Source organism: Sorangium sp. So ce887 (assembly GCF_051521455.1).
In the GTDB taxonomy this organism is placed as follows: Bacteria; Myxococcota_A; Polyangia; order Polyangiales; family Polyangiaceae; genus Sorangium.
Window position 1 is genome coordinate 980,119 of record NZ_CP150354.1, and the last position, 17,876, is coordinate 997,994.

Genomic DNA, 17,876 nt, shown 5'->3' on the forward strand with positions numbered 1-17,876 from the left:
GGCCGGCCATGTGTCGTTCACGAGCACCCGCGCCGCACGTCAGTAATGCTTGTCGAGGACCGCGGGATCCGTCGTCGTCGAGAACACCGTGTCGCAGCGACGGCACCTGTACTTCACCTTCGTCGGCCGGGCCGAGATCCCGAACGCGAGCTGGATGTACCCAAGGATGCGGTATTGTGCCTCCGCGCTCACCATGTAGTGGTCACGGCCGTGTCCGCAGGGACACTGGAGCGGCCCGGACGTCGTGCGGTTGCGGTAGGGCATGGAAGGCGTGCTCGTCGACATGACGTTCCGGGTAGTCTAGGGGGTCTGCGGCGGACGTCGAGGGGGGCGCCGCGGAACAGGCCCGGAGGGAGCCGGTCGGGCGGCGCGGGCAGGCGCCTCGCGGCCTGGGCCGTGCCCTGCGCATCGGCCCTGCGCGCTGACCGGCGCTTTGCGCCCCGCCGCGGACCGAATAGGACATGCCGCCATGCGCCCCGCACTTCGCGCCGAGCATCTGGTGAAGCGGTACGGCGACTTCACGGCCGTGGACGGGATCGACCTCGCCGTGCACACCGGCGAGGTCGTCGGCCTGCTCGGGCCGAACGGCGCGGGCAAGACGACGACCCTGCGGATGCTCGCCGGCATCCTGTCGCCGACCGCGGGGCGCGTCCTCATCGGCGGCGTCGACCTCGCCGCGAGGCCGCTCGAGGCGAAGCAACGGATCGGCTTTCTCTCGGGCGACACCCAGCTCTACCAGCGGCTCACGCCCCGCGAGGTGCTCCGCTACTTCGGCAGGCTGTACGGCATGGGCGAGGCAGCGCTCTCGCGCCGCATCGACGCGCTCGTGGCCGACCTCGAGATGGACGCGTTCGCCTCGCGGCCGTGCAGCACGCTGTCGGCGGGGCAGAAGCAGCGCGCCAACATCGCGCGCGCCTTCCTCCACGAGCCCGAGGTGCTCATCCTCGACGAGCCGACGACGGCGCTCGACATCATCAGCGGCCGCTTCATCGTCGAGTCGATCCGGCGCGAGCGCGCCGCGGGCAGGGCCGTCCTCTTCTCGACGCACATCATGGGCGAGGCCGAGTACCTCTGCGATCGGATCGCCCTCGTGCACGAGGGGCGCATCGCGGACACCGGCGCGCTGCCGGAGCTCCTCGAGCGCACCGCCACCACGAACCTGACGGACGCCTTCCTCCACCACGTGGAGCGGAGCCGCCCGCGCGAGGCGCGCGATACGCCCGGGAGCGCCGGCGCGCCCGCTCCGGGAGGGACGGCGCGATGAGGCTCGCGATCGTCTGGACCATCCTCCGCAAGGAGCTCGTCGAGTCGCTCCGGGACCGGCGCACGCTCGTGCGCCTCGTCCTCGTGCCGATCCTCCTCTATCCGCTCTTCGCGCTCGGGATGAGCAAGCTCATCGGCTCCGAGGCGGCGGCGCGCGAGGCGCGCTCGTCGCGGATCGCGGTGTGGGGGGAGCTGGCCGAGAACCTGCGAACGCGGCTCGATTCGGCGGGCAAGCTCGAGCTCGTGCCGTGGGCCGGCGCGCCGCCGGCCGTGCGCGACGGGCTCCTCTCGGGGGCGCTCGCGCCGCCGGCGGGACCGGTGCCCCGGGGCGAGGAGGAGGAGGCGCCCGGGGCCGAGGACCCGCCGCCGAGGTGGACCGAGCCGGAGAACCCCGTGCTCGCCGCGGCGCGCGCCGCGGTGAGCGAGCGCAAGATCGACGCGGTGCTCGTCCCGTGGCCGTCGCTGGGGACCGAGCTCGGGCGCGGCGGAAAGGGCTCCGTCGCGATCTACTTCGACTCGGTCCGCGCCGACTCGGCCACGGCGGAGGCGCGCCTCCAGGGCGCGCTGCGGCGTGCCCGCACGGCCATCGTCGCGGAGCGAGAGGCGGCGCGCGGCCTGCCCGAGGGGTTCTCGATCGCCTACGAGGTCGTGCCGCGCGACGTCGCGGCCGACAGCCGCAAGGTCGGCCAGATCCTCGGCTCGATGATGCCGATGATGCTGATCCTGATGTCGCTCCTCGGCAGCTTCCTCCCGGCGATCGACCTCACGGCGGGCGAGAAGGAGCGCGGCACGATGCAGACGCTGCTGTGCGCGCCCGTGCGATCCATCGAGATCATCTCGGGCAAATTCCTGGCCGTGTGGGTCATCTCGCTGCTCACGGCGCTCGGCAACGTGGTGAGCCTGTCGCTCACGGTGAGCCGGATGCTGCCCGACGTGATGGTCGTCGATCCCTGGATCTTCGCGCTGGCGTTCGTGCTGCTCGTGCCGGTCACGCTCCTGTTCTCGGCGCTGTTCCTCGCGCTCGCCGTGTTCGCGAAGGACTTCAAGGACGGCCAGAACGCGCTCATGCCGGCGTACCTGCCGCTCTCGCTGCTCGCCGGCATCACGGCCCTGCCGGTGGTCGAGCTCAACCCGTGGACGGCCTACGCCCCGGTCCTCAACATCGCGGTGCTGATCAAGGCGCTGTTCGTGGGGGAGGCGCCGGCCGATCTCCTCTTCACGGCGCTCCTCTCCTCGGCGCTCTACGCCTGCCTCGCGCTCCTCTTCGCCGCGCGCGTGTTCGAGCGCGAGAATGTGCTGCTCGGAGGCCAGGAGTCGGCGCGCGCCGTGCTCGGCCTCCGGCGCCGGGCCGGCGGGACGCCGTCGGCCGGGTTCTCGCTGGCGGCGTTCGCGGGCGTCCAGGTGCTCTTCTTCTATGGCAGCCTGCTCATCGCCCGCGCCAGCGTGGCGGTCCAGCTCGCGGTCTCGCAGGTCGGCTTCTTTCTCGCCCCGACCCTCGCGCTGGTCGCCGGCTTCGGCTACTCGCCGCGGGCGACGCTCGGCCTCCGTCGGCCCTCGGTCCGGGGCCTCGCCGGGGCGCTGCTCCTCGGGGTGTCGGCGTGGGCCGCGATCGGCGGCACCGTCCTCCGGTGGTTCCCCGCGCCGGAGCCCTTCGCCCGCGAGCTCGGCGAGCTCGTGCTGCTCGGCGGGCAGCCGTACCCTGTCGTGCTGCTGCTCGTCGCCGTGACGCCGGCCGTCTGCGAGGAGCTGCTGTTCCGCGGCCTCGTCTATTCCGGTCTGCGCCGCGCCGGGCCCGCGGTGGCGATCGGGGTGTCGGCGCTCCTCTTCGGGCTCGCGCACGGCTCGGTGTACCGGCTCTTGCCGACGTTCTCGCTCGGGCTGGTGCTCGGCTACGCGCGCTACCGCACCGGCTCGGTGCTGCCCGGGGCGCTCCTGCACGCCTTGAACAACGGGCTCGCGGTGTCGCTGCTCTATTTCAAGCCGCCGTCGGTGCAGGGCATCATCGAGGGAGAGGTGCTGCCGTGGAGCGTGACGGCCGCGGGGGCGGTCGTGTCGGTGGCCGGGCTGCTCCTGCTCCGGTCGACGGTGCCGGGAGAGCCGGAAGACGGGGCGGCGACGGAAGCGAGCGAGCGCCGAGGAAGCGAGGCGGCTCGGGGCGGCGCGGGAGAAGACTGAGGCTGGCGAACGCGGTCGCCGTGTGGGCGGGCGCGCGGGGATGGGGGGATCGCGCGTCTTGCGCCGGCCGCCCGCTGCGGTACGGACATCGATGTGCACGCACGCTTCCTTCCGGGGCTCGCCGCGGCGGCGATGACCTCGGTGCTGTCCTGCTCTCACGGCGGCCCGACGCTCGCGGAGCTCGGCGGAACCGCGCTGATGGCGCCCCCGGCGCCGGCCCTCGCGGGGGCACCGACCCTCGCGGGAGCAGCGCCGGCCCTCGCGGGAGCAGCGCCGGCCCCCGCGGAACCGGCGCCCGCCGTCGCCGGCGGAGCGCCCGCGACGCCGCCGGCGGCATCGCCGGGATGGGCCGGCCCCTGGGTCGAGCACGTCGCCGACGCCGCCGGCCTCGGCGAGCGGCCGCCGCGAGCGCAGCGCCAGTGGAACCACATCGCCGCGGCCGCAGGCGCGGAGTGCCGCGACGCGCTCAAGCTCTCCGGCGCGCGGTTTCAGCCGCTGCCGGACATCGCGAAGCCCAACAAGAAGGGGTGCGGCATCCCGCACGGCGTGCTGCTGACGCGCGGCCCGACTGGCATCGTTTACTCGCCTCCGCTTCAGGTCGACTGCTCGCTGGCCCTCCGGCTGGTCGATATCGAGCGCGTGATCCAGGAAGAGGCGGAAGCGCACCTGAGCTCGCCGATCACCCGCATCAGCACCCTGGGGAGCTACGCTTGCAGGGAAGTGGTCGGCAGGATGCGCCGGTGGAGCGAGGGGCTGAGCGAGCACTCGTTCGGCAATGCATTCGATGTCGCGCGCTTCTCGCCGAAGCGCGGCCGCGCGATCAGCGTGCTCCGCGATTACGTGCTCCACGGGAACGACCCGAGCACCCGCGAGGGGCGCTTTCTCCGCGGCGTGACCCGTCGACTCCGCGCCGAGGGGGCGGCATCGCGCGTCCTCGGGCCCGACTTCGACGCGAGCCACCGGGACCACCTGCACATCGATTGCGGCACGCCGCGCTGGTACTGAGCGGCGGCCCCGCGCTCACCGCGGCCCCGCCCGCAGCTCGAGGATCCGCACGTCGTACGGCGCGAGCTCCACGGCGTGGACCGGGGACTTGCCGCCCAGCTCGGTCAGGTGTCCCGAGGCCACCACGGGCTGGACCGAGAGCGGCTCGCCGGCCTGGCTGACCAGGAACACGAAGCGGCGGCCATCCCGGTGGCGCAGGGTGTCGGCCGCGACGCGCGGGTCGTCCACGATCACCGGCCGCCGCACGCCGGCGAGCTCGGCGAGCGCGTCGTACAGCCTGTAGGTGGGCTCCGGGTTGATCCGCGGGGTCGCCGCGGCGAAGTGCTCGATCGGGTAGGTGCAGAGCACGACGCTGCCGCTCCCGACCTGGCGCCGCAACAGCGCCGGCCGGCCGCGCTCGTCGACCGCGACGACCTCCGCCCCCCTGGGACGCACCGGCAGGTAAGCGCGGCTGTGGTCGGTGCCGGCGACCGGGAACGTGAGCGTCGTGCCCTCGGCGATCGTGCCGAACCGGCGCTCGAAGGTGAGCGTCACGCGATCGCCCTCGATCGGGTCGACCATGCCGTAGCGCAGCTGATGCTCGACACCGAACATCGCATTGAGGTGCGCGTACCAGGGACCGCGCTGCGACCCGTGCGTGCCGTGGGAGTACGACGCGTAGACCAGCGCGCCGCCGGAGGCCAGCCGCTCCAGGAGATGCCAGCTCGGCGCGGTCAGCTGCTTGGCCGACGGCAGGAGATACAGCCGGCAATCCTCGGCGATCCCGTCCCGCTCCCGGGTCAGCCCGAGCGGCAGATCCGCCTCCTTCGCCGCGATGTACGCCTGCCGCAGCATCGTGAACAGGTAGCTGCGATCCTCGGCCTCCGTGAACGGAAACGCGCCCTCCAGGTACGACGGCACGATCAGCGCTGCGTCGGCCGGCTCGCGCTCGCAGCCGAGGACGTCGATGTCGGCGAGCACCCTGGCGAAGCGGGCCATCTCCTGGAGCTGCGGCTTGGGGCGACCGTCGGTGGTCGTCAGCCCGAAGTGGAGCTCGAAGGGGTGATGCCGGTAGGGATCCTGGTGAATGAGATCGAAATCGGTGTTGTTCCAGCCGATCCAGCCGGTGGCGCCGGCCAGCAGCGTGTTGTGGAGGACCTGCCGGTAGTAGTGCGCGGCGTTCTCGTCGGACGCGAAGTCCGAGGACACGCCGAACTCCTCCAGCACCACCGGCTTGCCGAGAAAGCCCGTGAGCTCGCAGACGAACGCCGCGCCGTAATGCTGGCGCACCAGGTCGTTCTCCATCCGGTACACGTGCGGGCCGAGGAAATCGACGAGGGCGCCGAGGTCGCGGACGGAGAACCCGTTGTCGTTGCCGGTGACCTCGATGCCCCACGCGCCGTCGCCGATCGAGATAGGCTGGCTCGCCCCGCCGGCCCGCAGCGCCTGCACGAGCAGGCTCGCCCAGCTCGTGACCGTCTCGCGGACGGAGCGCTCGCGCTCGCCGTAGATCGGCATCTCGTTGGAGATGAGCCAGCCGGTCACCGCCGGGTGGCCCGCGAAGCGCCGCGCCATCTGCTCGCCGAACCACGCCTGCCGGGCGACCATCCACACGTCCCCGTAGAGATCTCGCCCGCGCCGCCAGGCCGGGTCCCAGTTCTCGCCGGACATGTGGCCGACGAGGAGGGTCGGGATCGTGGTCAGGCCCGCTTCCACATGCGCCTCGAGGAAATCGCCGTAGCGCTCGACGCAGCCCTCGTCGATCCGGTCGGGCTCCGGCATGAAATGGGGCCAGTAGAAGAACGATCGGGTCATGGTGAGGCCGTGCTCGGCGAGCACCCGGAGCTCCTCGCGCACCACGGCCGGATCGTAGCTCTGCCACATGAGCGGGCCGCCGCGCCTCGACCAGAAATTGGCCCCGAGCCAGGCGACGGCCTGTTGACGAACAGCGACTTTGGCGAAATTGCGGTGCATATTCCTCTCGTCCTGATCCTGCAGGGTTGCGCCCTCGAACATCGACCGTCTCGAAATGCCGAGAAGTGAACTACAGAGGCACAGAGGTCACAGGGGCTCTTCGTCCCATGTCCTTCCCTCTGTGCCCTCCGTGCCTCTGGGGCTCAAACTCTAGATTCAAACTCTAGGTAACTCCCGCGCGGCGCTTCTCCCTGCTCGCTGCCCGCGCCGCGCGCCCCGAGCCCGCGCGGCGAGCAGGCCACTTAATCGGTTCAGTCTACAGCGTGCAAGGGAGGAACGCACCCCCGGCGGCGCGAGGCCGGCTCAGGCGCGAGGGGGCGGCGCGGTGCTGCCCCGCGTCGCCAGCGTCGGCGCGCTGCACTCGACGTCGGCGATCGCCTCGCCGGCCACGAGGCGCAGGAGCAGCGCGGCGGCGTGGGAGCCGTGCTCGGCGATGTTGCGGCGCACCGCGGTCAGGGCGGGGTGCACGAGCTGGCACAGCGCCGAGTCGTCCCAGGCCACGATCGACAGGCGCTCGGGCACGGGGACGCGCATCTCCTGGGCGACGGCGAGCGCGGCCACGGCCATCACGTCGTTGTCGAAGACGATGGCCGTGGGCGGCGTGGTCCCGGCGAGCAGCCGCCGCGTGGCCTGGCCCCCCGCCTCGCCCGTGTAATCCGCGTGGACCGTCTGGACCCGCTCCAGCCGGCGCTGGCGGGCGGCCGCGTTGAACGCCTTGGTGCGGAGCGCGGTGTGCATGAACTCCGCGGGGCCGGCGACCCGCGCGATCGACCGGTGACCCAGCGCGGCCAGGTAGTCGACCACCGCCCGCATCGCGCTCGCGTCGTCGCTCCACACGCCCGCGAGCCGCCCCTTGCCCGCCGGTCCGCCGACCACCACCGCCGGGAGCTTCAGCTCCTCGACCAGCTTCACGCGCGGATCGCCCTCGCAGAGGTCGACAAGGATCACCCCGTCCACCCGCCGCTCCGCCCACCAGCGGCGGTACGTCTCCAGCTCGGCCGCGCGGTCCTCGGTCACCTTGAGCAGCAGCGCCTCCGCCTTCTCGGACAGCTCCGCCTCGATGCCGGAGATGAGCTGCATGAAGAACGGCTCGATGCCGAGCGTGTGCGCGGGCCGATCGATGACCAGACCGATGGCGCTGGCCCGGCCGTCGGAGAGCGCCCGCGCCGCGTTGCTCGGCTGCCAGCCGAGCTCCGCCGCGATGGCCAGGATCCGCTCGCGCGTCGGCTCCGACACGCCGGGCCTGCCGTTCAGCGCATAGGACACCGCTCCCTTGGACACTCCCGCACGCCACGCGATATCCGTGATCGTCGGACGCTTCACGTCTCACCTCCGCTCCAGGCGACGGAGCCCGCCTGCCGTGTGGACCTGCTCCGTCTCATGGCCTCGGTGGATAGCACGGCGGCCTGCGGGCGAGCCTCACGCCGCGCACGGCCGGACGCCGCGCGAGGCCGCCGAGCCAGCGCAGCCGCTCCCACACCCTCGCCCACCGCAGGCGCCGCGGGCGAGGGGCCGCGGCGGGCGAGCGCTCGGATCGGCGTCGTGTCGACAGGCCGGCCGTGGACTGAATCGGTTCAGTTTTGTGGGCCGGCGCGCCTGTCAAGGGCGGCGCCGGTCACGTCACTTCCAGGAGCTCGCGCTCGGTGATGCCGAGCAGGAAGAGGATGGCGTCGAGGCCGCTCGCGGACAGCGACGTGTCGGCGGCCTCGCGCAGCTTGGGCTTCGCCCGGAACGCGACGCCGAGGCCGGCGCGCTGGAGCATCAGGAGGTCGTTGGCGCCGTCGCCCACGGCGATGGTCTGATCGAGCAGCACGCCTTCCGCCTGCGCGATGGTCTCGAGCAGCTCCGCCTTGCGTTGCGCGTTGACGATGGGCCCGGTGACCCGGCCGGTGAGCTTCCCGCCCTCGACCTCCAGCGCGTTCGAGTAGGCGTAGTCGATCCCGAGCCGCGCCTTCAGCGCCTCCGCCGCGATCGAGAAGCCGCCCGAGATCACCGCGGTCCGGTAGCCGAGCCGCCTCAGCACGCGGATGAGCGTCTCTGCGCCCTCGGTGATGGGGAGCTCGGCGGCGAGCTTCCGGAGCACGCCGACGTCGAGGCCGCGGAGCAGCGAGAGCCGCTGGCGGAGCGACTCGTCGTAGTCCATCTCCCCTTGCATCGCCCGCTCGGTGATCTTCGCGACCTGCTCCGCGACGCCCTTTGCGCGCGCGAGCTCGTCGATCACCTCGATGCGGATGAGCGTCGAGTCCATGTCCATCACGACGAGCCGCTTGCTCCGGCGGAAGAGGCCCTCTCGCTGCAAGGCGAGGTCGAAGCTGCTCTGCGTGGCGAGCGCCAGGAGGGCCTGCTTGAGCGCGTCGGCCTCCTCCTCGCGCTGGAGCAGCACCTGGATCTCCACCGAGGAGAGCCGCTCGACCGACAGCCGCGCGACCTTCTCGATGTTCGCGTCGTGGGCGGCGAGGGTGGAGGCGACGTCGTGCAGCTCCTTGGCGCCGAGCTCCCGGCCGATCGCCGTCACCACGTAGCGGCTCCCGGGAGCGCGCGGCGGCGCGCCGCCGTCGAGCGGCTTGAAGTCGAGCGCCACGCCGAGCTCCTTGGCGGCGAACAGGAGCTCCTTGAGCGCGCTGCGCGCCTCGGGGAAGAGCACGAGCAGCGCGAGGTTCAGGTTTCCGTGGATCACCACCTGCTCGATGTCGAGCAGCGTGGCGCCGATGTCGCTGAGGACGCCGGTGAGCCGGGCGGTGATGCCAGGGTGGTCCCTGCCCGTGACCGTGACGAGGATGGGATCGGAGGCGGCCATCGCGGGCCCCTTACCAGGGCCGCGTGGCAGGGTCGACGCCGATCGCGCGCTGCGGCGCGGGAGCGTGTCTGTCGCGCCGCGGAGGTCCCGGTCGCGCCCCGTCGGCGTCCGGCCGCTCGCGGTGGAGTCAGGAGGGGGGAGGGCTCAGGCCGCCGCCGGGCGGAGGATCACCAGGTGTCGGAGTAGAGCTTGATGGCGGGGAGGCTGTCGCCCGTCTCGAGGTTGTACCGGCGGCCCAGGCCGATCTGGCCCACTGTGTTGTCTCCCCAACACTTGACGCTGCCGTCGCCGAGCAGCGCGCACGTGTGAGACTGGCCCGCCGTGATGGCCTCGGCTGTCTTGCCTGTGCCCAGATCGACCGCCGGCAAGGCGTCGCCCATATCGAAGTCACCCCGCCCGCGCCACTCGAGATTGCCCAGGCCGAGCGCGCCCGTGAAGTTGTACCCCCAGCACTTCACGCGGCCGTCGCTCAGCCGCGCGCAGGTGTGGTGATAGCCCGCCGCGATGGCGGTGGCCGTTGCGCCCGTGCCCAGGTCGACCGGGGGCAGGTTGTCGCCCATGTCGTCCGGGCGCCCGCCGACCTCGTTCGTGGTTGCTCCGAGCCCGAGCTGGCCGAAGTCGTTGCGTCCCCAGCACTTGACCCTTCCGTCGTCGAGCGCCGCGCAGGTATGGACCCGCCCCGCTGCGATGGCGGTGGCTTTCATGCCCGTGCCCAGGTCGACCGCAGGGAGGGCATCGACCGGGGGCGAGGGAATATCGTACAGGGGGATACCGAGCTGGCCATTGAGGTTAAGTCCCCAGCACTTGATGCTGCCGTCGCTCGCCAGCGCGCAGGTGTGAGCGCCGCCCGTCGCGACGGCGATGGACGTCTTGCCGGCGCCCAGGTGGACCGCGGGGAGGGCGTCGCCCATCTCGCCGGGGTCGTCGCCGCGGTTCTCGGCGTTGCCTGTGCCGAGCGCGCCAGTGCCCCCGTACCCCCAGCATTTGAAGCTGCCGTCGCGGAGCAGGACGCAGGCGACGTCGGTGTCGTGGCTGATCGCGATGGCGGTGGCGATCTGGCCCGTGCCGAGATCGATCGGGAGGAGGTCGTCGCCCATCTCGCCGGGCTCGTCGCCGATCGTCTGGCCGAAGCCGATCCCCCAGCACTTGACGCTGCCGTCGCTGAGCAGCGCGCACGTGGACGACACGCCCGCCGCGATCGCCGTGGCGGTCTTGCCGGTGCCGAGATCGACCGCCGGGAGGTGGGCGCCCATCTCGCCGGGGGCATCACCGCGGCTCTCGGTGTCGCCCAGGCCGAGCTGGCCGCTCGTGTTCTCGCCCCAGCACTTGACGGCGCCGCCGTGCAGCAGCGCGCAGGTGTGCTCCCGCCCGGCGGAGATCGCGAGGACCTTCTCGATCTGGCAGCCGGCCGAGCACCTGTCTCCGCCCGTCGTGCCCCCGTCGTCGCACTCCTCGTCGCCGGACACGTATCCGTCGCCGCAGGAGCAGCCTTCTCCCTCTTCGTTCACCAGCCCGTCGCAGTCCTCGTCGCGCGCCTCGGCGTCGCAGCGCTCTGCCTCCGCCGAGACTGGCACGCATCCGCCGTCCGGCCGCCCGTCCGCGTCACAGCGCTGGAGCCCGGCCGCGCAGCTCCCGGGCAGCCCCGTCGCACAGGCGACCTCGGGTTGCGCGAGGTGCACCGGCGCGGCGCCGTCGCACGCGTCCAGCGTGCAGGCGTTCCCGTCGTCCGGCGCGTCGTCCTCGCGGGGGACGGCCTTCACCTCGCCGTCGCCGTCGCATACGGCTTGCTGGCAGTCTCCCGGCGTCTGTTCCGCGACCGAGGTGCCTTCGGCCGCGTCCTCCACGACGCACGCCCCCTGCTCGCAGGCCACCACGACGCGGCACGCCGACCCCCTGTCCGCGCAGTCTTCCACCGCCTGGCACTCGTCCGCCCTGTCCGGCTCGTCCCGCACGACATCGACGTTGGGGCCGCAGCCCACCGCGCCGCCGACCAGCCCGAGCGCGCCTATCCACATGCTTCTAAGCTTCCTCATCACCAAGCCTCCTGCCCCCTGGGGGGTCCCATCGCGTCACGGCTCGCAAAGAAAGAAGGAACCCGACAAGCAAAGATGACGCTCCCCGGACGAGAGACAACGCTTCGACAAGAAAGATGAACGCTTCACAAGAGATCTTGTCTCTCGAGAACGCCTTTCGACGAGAGCGTGCCACGCTCGCAGAGCGAGCGTTTCACGAAGAAAGAGGGTGCGTCGCCAAGAAGAAGAATGCTTGCCGAGAGCTCCTTCCGTTCATTCGCGCCTCACGCGCACGGGCGAGCGACCTCAAGTGGACCGCAGCGCGCCCGCCCAGGTCAACCGTATCGCCGCAAACGTCGCTCTTTCTGCTGGCGGAGGTCCACCGTCCGGAGCGTCCGTGCCGCCCCCGGCCTCACGGCAGCGGCAATGGCAGCCTCGGGCTGCAAAGCGCTTCCGCGCTCGTGAGCGTCCCCATTCGCCCCCCGCGCGCTGCCCCCTCCCCCGGGGGGCTCCGTCGCTATCTGTAGCGCCCGCCCCCGCGCCCGGCCGCCGCCCGCGCGCCGCCCTTGCCGCCGGCCGCCGCCCGCGCGCCGCCGTTGCCGGCCGCGCCGCCCTTGCCGTTCGCGCCCCGCCGGCTCGCCGTCCGCCCCGAGCGCGCCGGCTTCTCCTCGGCCACCTCGCGCGCGGCGCCGGCCTCCCCGTCGCCCTGCTGGGCCTTGAGCTGGCGGAGCTGATCGCGCAGCCGCGCCGCCTTCTCGAACTCGAGGTTCTCCGCCGCCGCGAACATCTCCTGCCGGATCGCGTCGATCTGGTCGACCACGTCCATCGCGGCGCGCGCCGCGTCGGCCGCGAGCTTCGCCGGGCCCTTCGACACGGCGTAGTAGTCGCGCGTGCCCGACGTGGGCGACAGGTCGAGGATCGCCTTCTTGACCGTGGCCGGCGTGATGCCGTGCTCCTTGTTGTACGCCTCCTGGATCACGCGCCGCCGGGTCGTCTCGTCGATCGCGCGCTTCATCGCGTCGGTGATGCGATCGGCGTACATGATGACCTCGCCGTTCACGTTGCGGGCGGCGCGGCCGATCGTCTGGATGAGCGAGCGCGGGCTCCGGAGGAAGCCCTCCTTGTCGGCGTCGAGGATGGCGACCAGCGACACCTCGGGCAGATCGAGCCCCTCGCGCAGCAGGTTGATGCCGACCAGCACGTCGAACTCGCCGCGCCGGAGATCGCGGAGGATCTCGACGCGCTGGAGCGTGTCGATGTCCGAGTGGAGGTAACGGACCCGGATGCCGAGCTCCGTGTAGTACTCGGTGAGATCCTCGGCCATCCGCTTGGTCAGCGTCGTGACGAGCACGCGATCGCCGCGGGCCACCCGCTCCCGGATGCGCGCGAGCAGGTCGTCGACCTGCCCGCCCACCGGCTGGATGCGGATCTGCGGATCGATGAGCCCGGTCGGCCGGATGATCTGCTCGACCACCGAGCCGGCCGACTTCTGAAGCTCGTACTCGCCGGGCGTCGCGCTCACGAACAGGACCTGCGCGTAGTGCTGCTCGAACTCCTCGAACTTGAGCGGCCGGTTGTCGAGCGCGCTCGGGAGCCGGAACCCGTACTCGACAAGCGTCTCCTTCCGCGCCCGATCGCCCCGGAACATCGCCCCGACCTGCGGGACCGTCTGGTGCGACTCGTCGATGATGAGGAGAAAATCCTTCGGGAAATAGTCGATCAGCGTGGGCGGGGGCTCGCCGGGCTTCCGGCCCGAGAGGTGGCGCGAGTAGTTCTCGATGCCATTGCAGAACCCCATCTGCTCCAGCATCTCGAGATCGTACATCGTGCGCTGCTCGATCCGCTGCTTCTCGAGGAAGCGCACGGCCTTGTCGTAGTGGTCGATGCGCTCGCGCAGCTCCTCGCGGATCGCGTGGATCGCGAGCCGGAGCTGCTGCTGCTCGGTGACGTAGTGGGAGCCGGGGAAGACCGCGTAACGATCGAGCTGGCCCACCACCTTGCCGCGGACGGGGTCGACCTCCTTGATCGCCTCGATCTCGTCGCCGAAGAACTCGACCCGGATCGCGAGCGACTCCTCGTAGGCGGGGAAGATCTCGACAACGTCCCCGCGGACGCGGAACGTGCCGCGGTGGAAATCGACGTCGTTGCGCGTGTACTGGATGTCGACGAGCCGCCGCAGCAGCTCGTCGCGGCGGATCTCGGTGCCGCGCTCGAGCTTGATCAGGAGCCCGTGGTAGCTCTCGGCCGAGCCGATGCCGTAGATGCAGCTCACCGAGGCGACGATGATCACGTCCGGCCGCGAGAGCAGCGCGTGCGTCGCCGCGTGGCGCATGCGGTCGATCGCGTCGTTGATGATCGCGTCCTTCTCGATGAAGGTGTCGCTCGTCGGGACGTAGGCCTCGGGCTGGTAGTAGTCGTAGTAGCTGACGAAATAGTGGACGGCGTTGTTGGGGAAGAGCTCCCTCATCTCACCGTAGAGCTGGGCCGCCAGCGTCTTGTTCGGCGCCATGATGAGGGTCGGCTTCTGCAGCTTCTCGATCACCTTGGCCGCGGTGAACGTCTTGCCGCTGCCCGTGACGCCGAGGAGGACCTGGAAGGCCTCGCCCTGCTCGAAGGCGGAGCAGATCTCCTGCAGCGCGCGAGGCTGGTCACCGCACGGCTTGAATTCGGAGACGAGCTCGAAGGGTGTGGGCATGGAGCGAAGGACCCTAGTGCGGCGAGCCCCTCCTCGCAACCTCCCCCGCGGCCAGGGCCGGACGGCCGGGGCGCCCTGCCCTGCCTGGCCCTTTCCAGAGGGGCGGGGGCCGGTTCTCGTCGGTTCTCGTCGATTCTCGGAGGCGCTTGACGGCGGCGCGGCGCTGGCGGATTCTAGGCGCTGCCGCGTCGTTGTGACGTGAGCCGAACACGGAGGTTAGGTCATGAGTGGGAATACACAGCACACCCATTGCGCCGCCGCCGCCGTCTCCGCCGCGGCCAGCTGAGCTCGTCTCCACGCCTTCGCTCCGGCGCGCGCGTGCCCTGATCGGCGCGCGTCCGTCCTGCGTTGCGCGCGCCTCGCAGGGCGTCCGCCCTGGCCGGGCGCGCCCTCCGGCGTGACGTCCCGATCGGTCGACGAGCTCCGCACCGCGGCGGCCCCGCGCGTGGAATGGCCGGCGCGGGCGCGCACTCGCGCGCCGCCGCGCCCTGTCCGTCGATCGCCGCGCGCCGCAGCTTGCGCCGCGCGGCCGAACGCCATGGAGCGCTCGTCCGTCATGCAAATCGACTCCGATTCTCTCGTTGATCCGTCTTCTCAGAACGAACCGCGACCCGATCTGATCGGGCTCGGATGGACTCCCTTCTTCGCGAGCCAGCTCGCCTGTCTGGAGGACGCCGTGCAGCCGGCGCGCGTCATCCTCGCCTCCGCCTCGAGGCACCACGTGCAGACCGCGGACGGCCCGCGCCTCGCGGTCATCAGCGGGCGCCTCGCGCACGAGGCCGCCGACCGCGCGGCGCTCCCCACCGTCGGCGACTGGGTGGGGCTCAGGCCCGGCGACGGCGCCGGGCCCGCGTACATCGTGCACACGTTCGCGCGGAGCACGTGCCTGCGCCGCAAGGCCGCGGGGCCCACGATGGAGGCCCAGGTGCTCGCGGCCAACGTCGACAAGGTGTTCATCGTCACGTCGCTGAACGCCGACTTCAACGTGCGCCGCCTGGAACGGTACATCGAGGCGGTCCTCGACAGCGGCGCTCGCCCGGTGCTCGTGCTCAACAAGGCAGATGTCTGCCCCGATCCGGGGCGGTTCATCGACGCCGCGCGGGAGGTCGCGCCCACCGCGCCGGTCGCGCTGGTCAGCGCCCTGTCCGGCGCCGGCCTCGACGCGCTCCGCGCCGAGATCGGGGCAGGGGAGACCCTCGCCCTGGTCGGCTCGTCCGGCGTGGGGAAGTCCGCGCTCAGCAATCGCCTGCTCGGCGCCGAGATCCAGCTCGAGGGGGAGATCCGGGCGTCAGACGAGCGCGGCCGCCACACGACCGCCCACCGGGAGCTGTTCCTGATCCCGGGCGGCGGCCTCCTCATCGACACGCCGGGCGTGCGGGAGCTCGGCCTCTGGTCCTCGGATGGGGCGGGTCCGGCAGGCTTCGACGACGTCGAGGTCCGCGCCGCCGCCTGCCGCTTCCGGGACTGCGCCCATGACGGCGAGCCGGGGTGCGCGGTGCGTCGTGCCATCGAGGACGGCGAGCTCGACCCGGAGCGCCTCGGCGCGTACCTCAAGCTCGGGGCGGAGCGACGCTACCTCGCCCGGCAGCAGGACGTGCGCGCGAGGGTCGAGGAAAAGCGGCGCTGGAAGCAGATCTCGAAGCGAATGCGCGCCAATCCGAAGCAATAATCCGAAGCAATAGAGCGATAGAGCGATACGTCGCTGAGCCGCGCGGAGGGGGCGAGCCCTCGCCCAGAGCGATGGGACGCGGAGCGCACGCCGCGGACGGGCCGACCCCCTCCGCTGCGGCGCCCCCGCGTCACAGGCGCCCTCGCCGTCAGATCCCGAACTGCCGGAGCTTCTTGTGGAGCCCTTCTCGCGTGATCCCGAGCGATTTCGCCGCGTTGGTCTTGTTGTTTTTGTGCCCGCGCAGCGCTTCCAGGAGGAAGAACTTCTCGACCGCGTCCATCATCTCCTTGAGCGACCCCTTGGGCGTCCCCGCCCGCGCCACGAGCCCCTCGACCTGCCGGATCCGCGGCGTCAGCAGCTCCGGCGTCGCGAACGCCCCCGGCTCCAGCTGGATGACGAGCCGCTGCACCTCGTTCTGGAGCTCGCGGACGTTGCCCGGCCAGTCGTACGCGACCATGAGCTCCAGGGTCTGCTGGCTGAACCCGCCGCACGGCTTGCCGATCTCGTCCGCGTAGCGCTCCAGGAAGTGCGCCGCGAGCAGCTGGATGTCGTCGCGCCGCTCGCGCAGCGGCGGCAGGCGGATCGGGAACACCTTGAGCCGGTAGTAGAGATCCTCGCGGAATCGCCCCTTGGCCACCTCGTCCTCGAGGTTCCGGTTCGTCGCCGCGACGATGCGCACGTTGACGTGCTTCGGGGTCGTCGCCCCCACGGCGCGGATCTCGCCCTCCTGGAGCGCCCGGAGGAGCTTCGACTGGAGCGACAGCGGGGTCTCGGTGATCTCGTCGAGGAAGAGCGTGCCCCCGTCGGCGATCTCGAACAGGCCCTTCTTCTCCTCGGTCGCGCCCGTGAACGACCCCTTCTTGTGGCCGAAGAGCTCGCTCTCCAGGAGGCTCTCGGCCAGCGCCGCGCAGTTCTGCGCGACGAAGAGCTTGTCGCGGCGGCGGGAGCGGTAGTGCACGGCGGCGGCGATGAGCTCCTTGCCCGTGCCCGTCTCGCCCTCGATCAGCACCGTGACGCGCGTGTCGACCACCTTGTCGAGCTGGCCGATGACCTTGCGCATCGCGTCGCTGTTGCCGATGATGTCGACCGCGCCCCCGCCCCCGCCCCGGCGCTTCTCCTCGCGCCCCTTGAGGAAGCTGTTCTCCTTCTGGAGCCGCTCCTCCGCGAGCACGAGCCGCTTGATGAGCCGGGCGTTCGCCACCGCGAGCGACGCGTTCGCCGCCAGCACGAGGAGCGTCTCCAGATCGCCCGCGTTCAGCATCCCGGGCGCGCTCCGGTTGTCGGCCTGGAGCACGCCGATGATCTCCTCGCCCTTCCAGAGCGGCACCGCCAGGGTGCTGCGGATCGAGGCGCCCATCATCGACTCGGTCTGCCCGACCTCGAGCGGCGCGTCGGCGGCGAGCACGGCCGCTCGCTCCTTGATCACCTTCCGGTAAACGCTGCGCGTGATCGGCACCGGCCCCGCCGGCGGCGCCCCGCCGCCCGACGCGGAGCGGACGCGCGTCAGCACCGGGACGAACACCGCCGGCGCCGCGCCCGCCTCCTGGTCGTCGTCGCGGAGCACCACCGTGACGTGCGTCGCGCTCGGCACCAGCGCGAGCACCGCGTCGGCGATCTCGGCGAGCACCTGGTCGAGATCGTTCGCGGCGCCGATGCGCTTCTGCGCCGCGTACATGGCCGAGAGCGCGCTCGGATCGCGCTCGATCTTCGCCTGGGCAGGCTCGATCTCGTCGAGTCGCCGGATCGAGACGACCCGCGCCTCGTCGGCCTCCTCCGGGATCTTCACCACCATCCGGGTGACCGCGTCGCCCGAGCCGAGCTCGATGACGTCCCCCGTCTGGAGGGCGACCGCGCTGCGACCGGGGCCGAGCTCCAGCCGCTCGCCCCGCCGCGTCACGCTCGTCCCGTTCGTGGAGCGCAGGTCCTCGAGGATCACCCCGTCGGCGCCGTTCACGATGCGCGCGTGCGCCCCGGAGATGTGGCGATCGTCGAGCACGACCCGGTTGTCCGGCGAGCGCCCGAGCGTGATCAGCTCGCCCTGGAGCTCGAAGGTGCGCCCGGCAGCGAGACCCTGGGTTACCTCGAGCACGATCATGGTTCGTTCAGCCAGGAAGGCCCCGTGAAGAGGGCCCGGAGTAAACCGTCAAGACGGAGGAGATGCCAGGAAAAATCTGGGATCCAGGCACTCCGACGAAACATCGCCCCGGAGAGCGCCGGAAAAAGAAAACTTGGAAATGGGTACTGGTTCTTACGCTTGCGCGCTTGCGCGCTCGCCCCGTCCCGGGAGCTGGCCGCGGGACGGGGCGC

Annotated in this window: 11 protein-coding genes; 4 read left to right on the forward strand and 7 right to left on the reverse strand. The window is 71.6% G+C overall.

Annotation, left to right across the window (positions count from 1 at the left end; all coding sequences use genetic code 11):
* Positions 1–39: 39 nt before the first annotated feature.
* On the reverse strand, positions 40–285 hold the full coding sequence (locus WMF36_RS03730) for a hypothetical protein (protein WP_437486565.1): 246 nt from the start codon (positions 283–285) through the stop codon (positions 40–42).
* A gap of 184 nt (positions 286–469) precedes the next feature.
* On the opposite strand from WMF36_RS03730, the gene WMF36_RS03735 reads away from it, so the two are divergent.
* The 3 genes from WMF36_RS03735 to WMF36_RS03745 all read left to right on the forward strand — a co-directional run bounded on the left by WMF36_RS03735 (position 470) and on the right by WMF36_RS03745 (position 4,443).
* Positions 470–1,264, forward strand: coding sequence for an ABC transporter ATP-binding protein (locus WMF36_RS03735; protein ID WP_437578214.1), 795 nt, complete (start codon positions 470–472; stop codon positions 1,262–1,264).
* On the forward strand, positions 1,261–3,438 hold the full coding sequence (locus WMF36_RS03740; RefSeq protein WP_437578215.1) for an ABC transporter permease subunit/CPBP intramembrane protease: 2,178 nt from the start codon (positions 1,261–1,263) through the stop codon (positions 3,436–3,438). The genes WMF36_RS03735 and WMF36_RS03740 overlap by 4 nt, the downstream gene beginning before the upstream one ends.
* A 93-nt stretch (positions 3,439–3,531) precedes the next feature.
* Positions 3,532–4,443 carry an extensin-like domain-containing protein gene (locus tag WMF36_RS03745; protein ID WP_437578216.1) on the forward strand — a complete coding sequence of 304 codons (912 nt, stop codon included), beginning with the start codon at positions 3,532–3,534 and terminating at the stop codon, positions 4,441–4,443.
* 15 nt (positions 4,444–4,458) lie between these two features.
* Here WMF36_RS03745 and WMF36_RS03750 read toward each other — a convergent pair whose 3' ends face one another.
* The 5 genes from WMF36_RS03750 to uvrB all read right to left on the reverse strand — a co-directional run bounded on the left by WMF36_RS03750 (position 4,459) and on the right by uvrB (position 13,900).
* The gene (locus tag WMF36_RS03750) at positions 4,459–6,396 is read right to left on the reverse strand and encodes a glycoside hydrolase 5 family protein (RefSeq protein WP_437578217.1); all 1,938 of its coding nucleotides are present in this window, start codon (positions 6,394–6,396) and stop codon (positions 4,459–4,461) included.
* A gap of 303 nt (positions 6,397–6,699) precedes the next feature.
* Positions 6,700–7,719, reverse strand: a complete 1,020-nt coding sequence (locus WMF36_RS03755; protein WP_437578218.1) for a LacI family DNA-binding transcriptional regulator — start codon at positions 7,717–7,719, stop codon at positions 6,700–6,702.
* A 292-nt stretch (positions 7,720–8,011) separates the two neighbouring features.
* Complete coding sequence (serB, locus tag WMF36_RS03760) at positions 8,012–9,193, reverse strand: phosphoserine phosphatase SerB (RefSeq protein WP_437578219.1); 1,182 nt, start codon at positions 9,191–9,193, stop codon at positions 8,012–8,014.
* A 167-nt stretch (positions 9,194–9,360) separates the two neighbouring features.
* A complete protein-coding gene (locus WMF36_RS03765; protein WP_437578220.1) occupies positions 9,361–11,226 on the reverse strand; it encodes a hypothetical protein in 1,866 nt (621 codons plus the stop codon).
* Positions 11,227–11,722: 496 nt separating this feature from the next.
* Positions 11,723–13,900: an excinuclease ABC subunit UvrB gene (uvrB, locus tag WMF36_RS03770; protein WP_437578221.1), complete on the reverse strand. Its 2,178-nt coding sequence runs from the start codon at positions 13,898–13,900 to the stop codon at positions 11,723–11,725.
* A 556-nt stretch (positions 13,901–14,456) separates the two neighbouring features.
* Between uvrB and rsgA the strand changes: the two genes are divergently transcribed.
* On the forward strand, positions 14,457–15,569 hold the full coding sequence (gene rsgA / locus WMF36_RS03775) for a ribosome small subunit-dependent GTPase A (RefSeq protein WP_437578222.1): 1,113 nt from the start codon (positions 14,457–14,459) through the stop codon (positions 15,567–15,569).
* Between the two features lie 148 nt (positions 15,570–15,717).
* Here the strand turns inward: rsgA and WMF36_RS03780 are convergent, their stop codons facing one another.
* Positions 15,718–17,664, reverse strand: coding sequence for a sigma 54-interacting transcriptional regulator (locus WMF36_RS03780; RefSeq protein ID WP_437578224.1), 1,947 nt, complete (start codon positions 17,662–17,664; stop codon positions 15,718–15,720).
* Between the last annotated feature and the right edge of the window lie 212 nt (positions 17,665–17,876).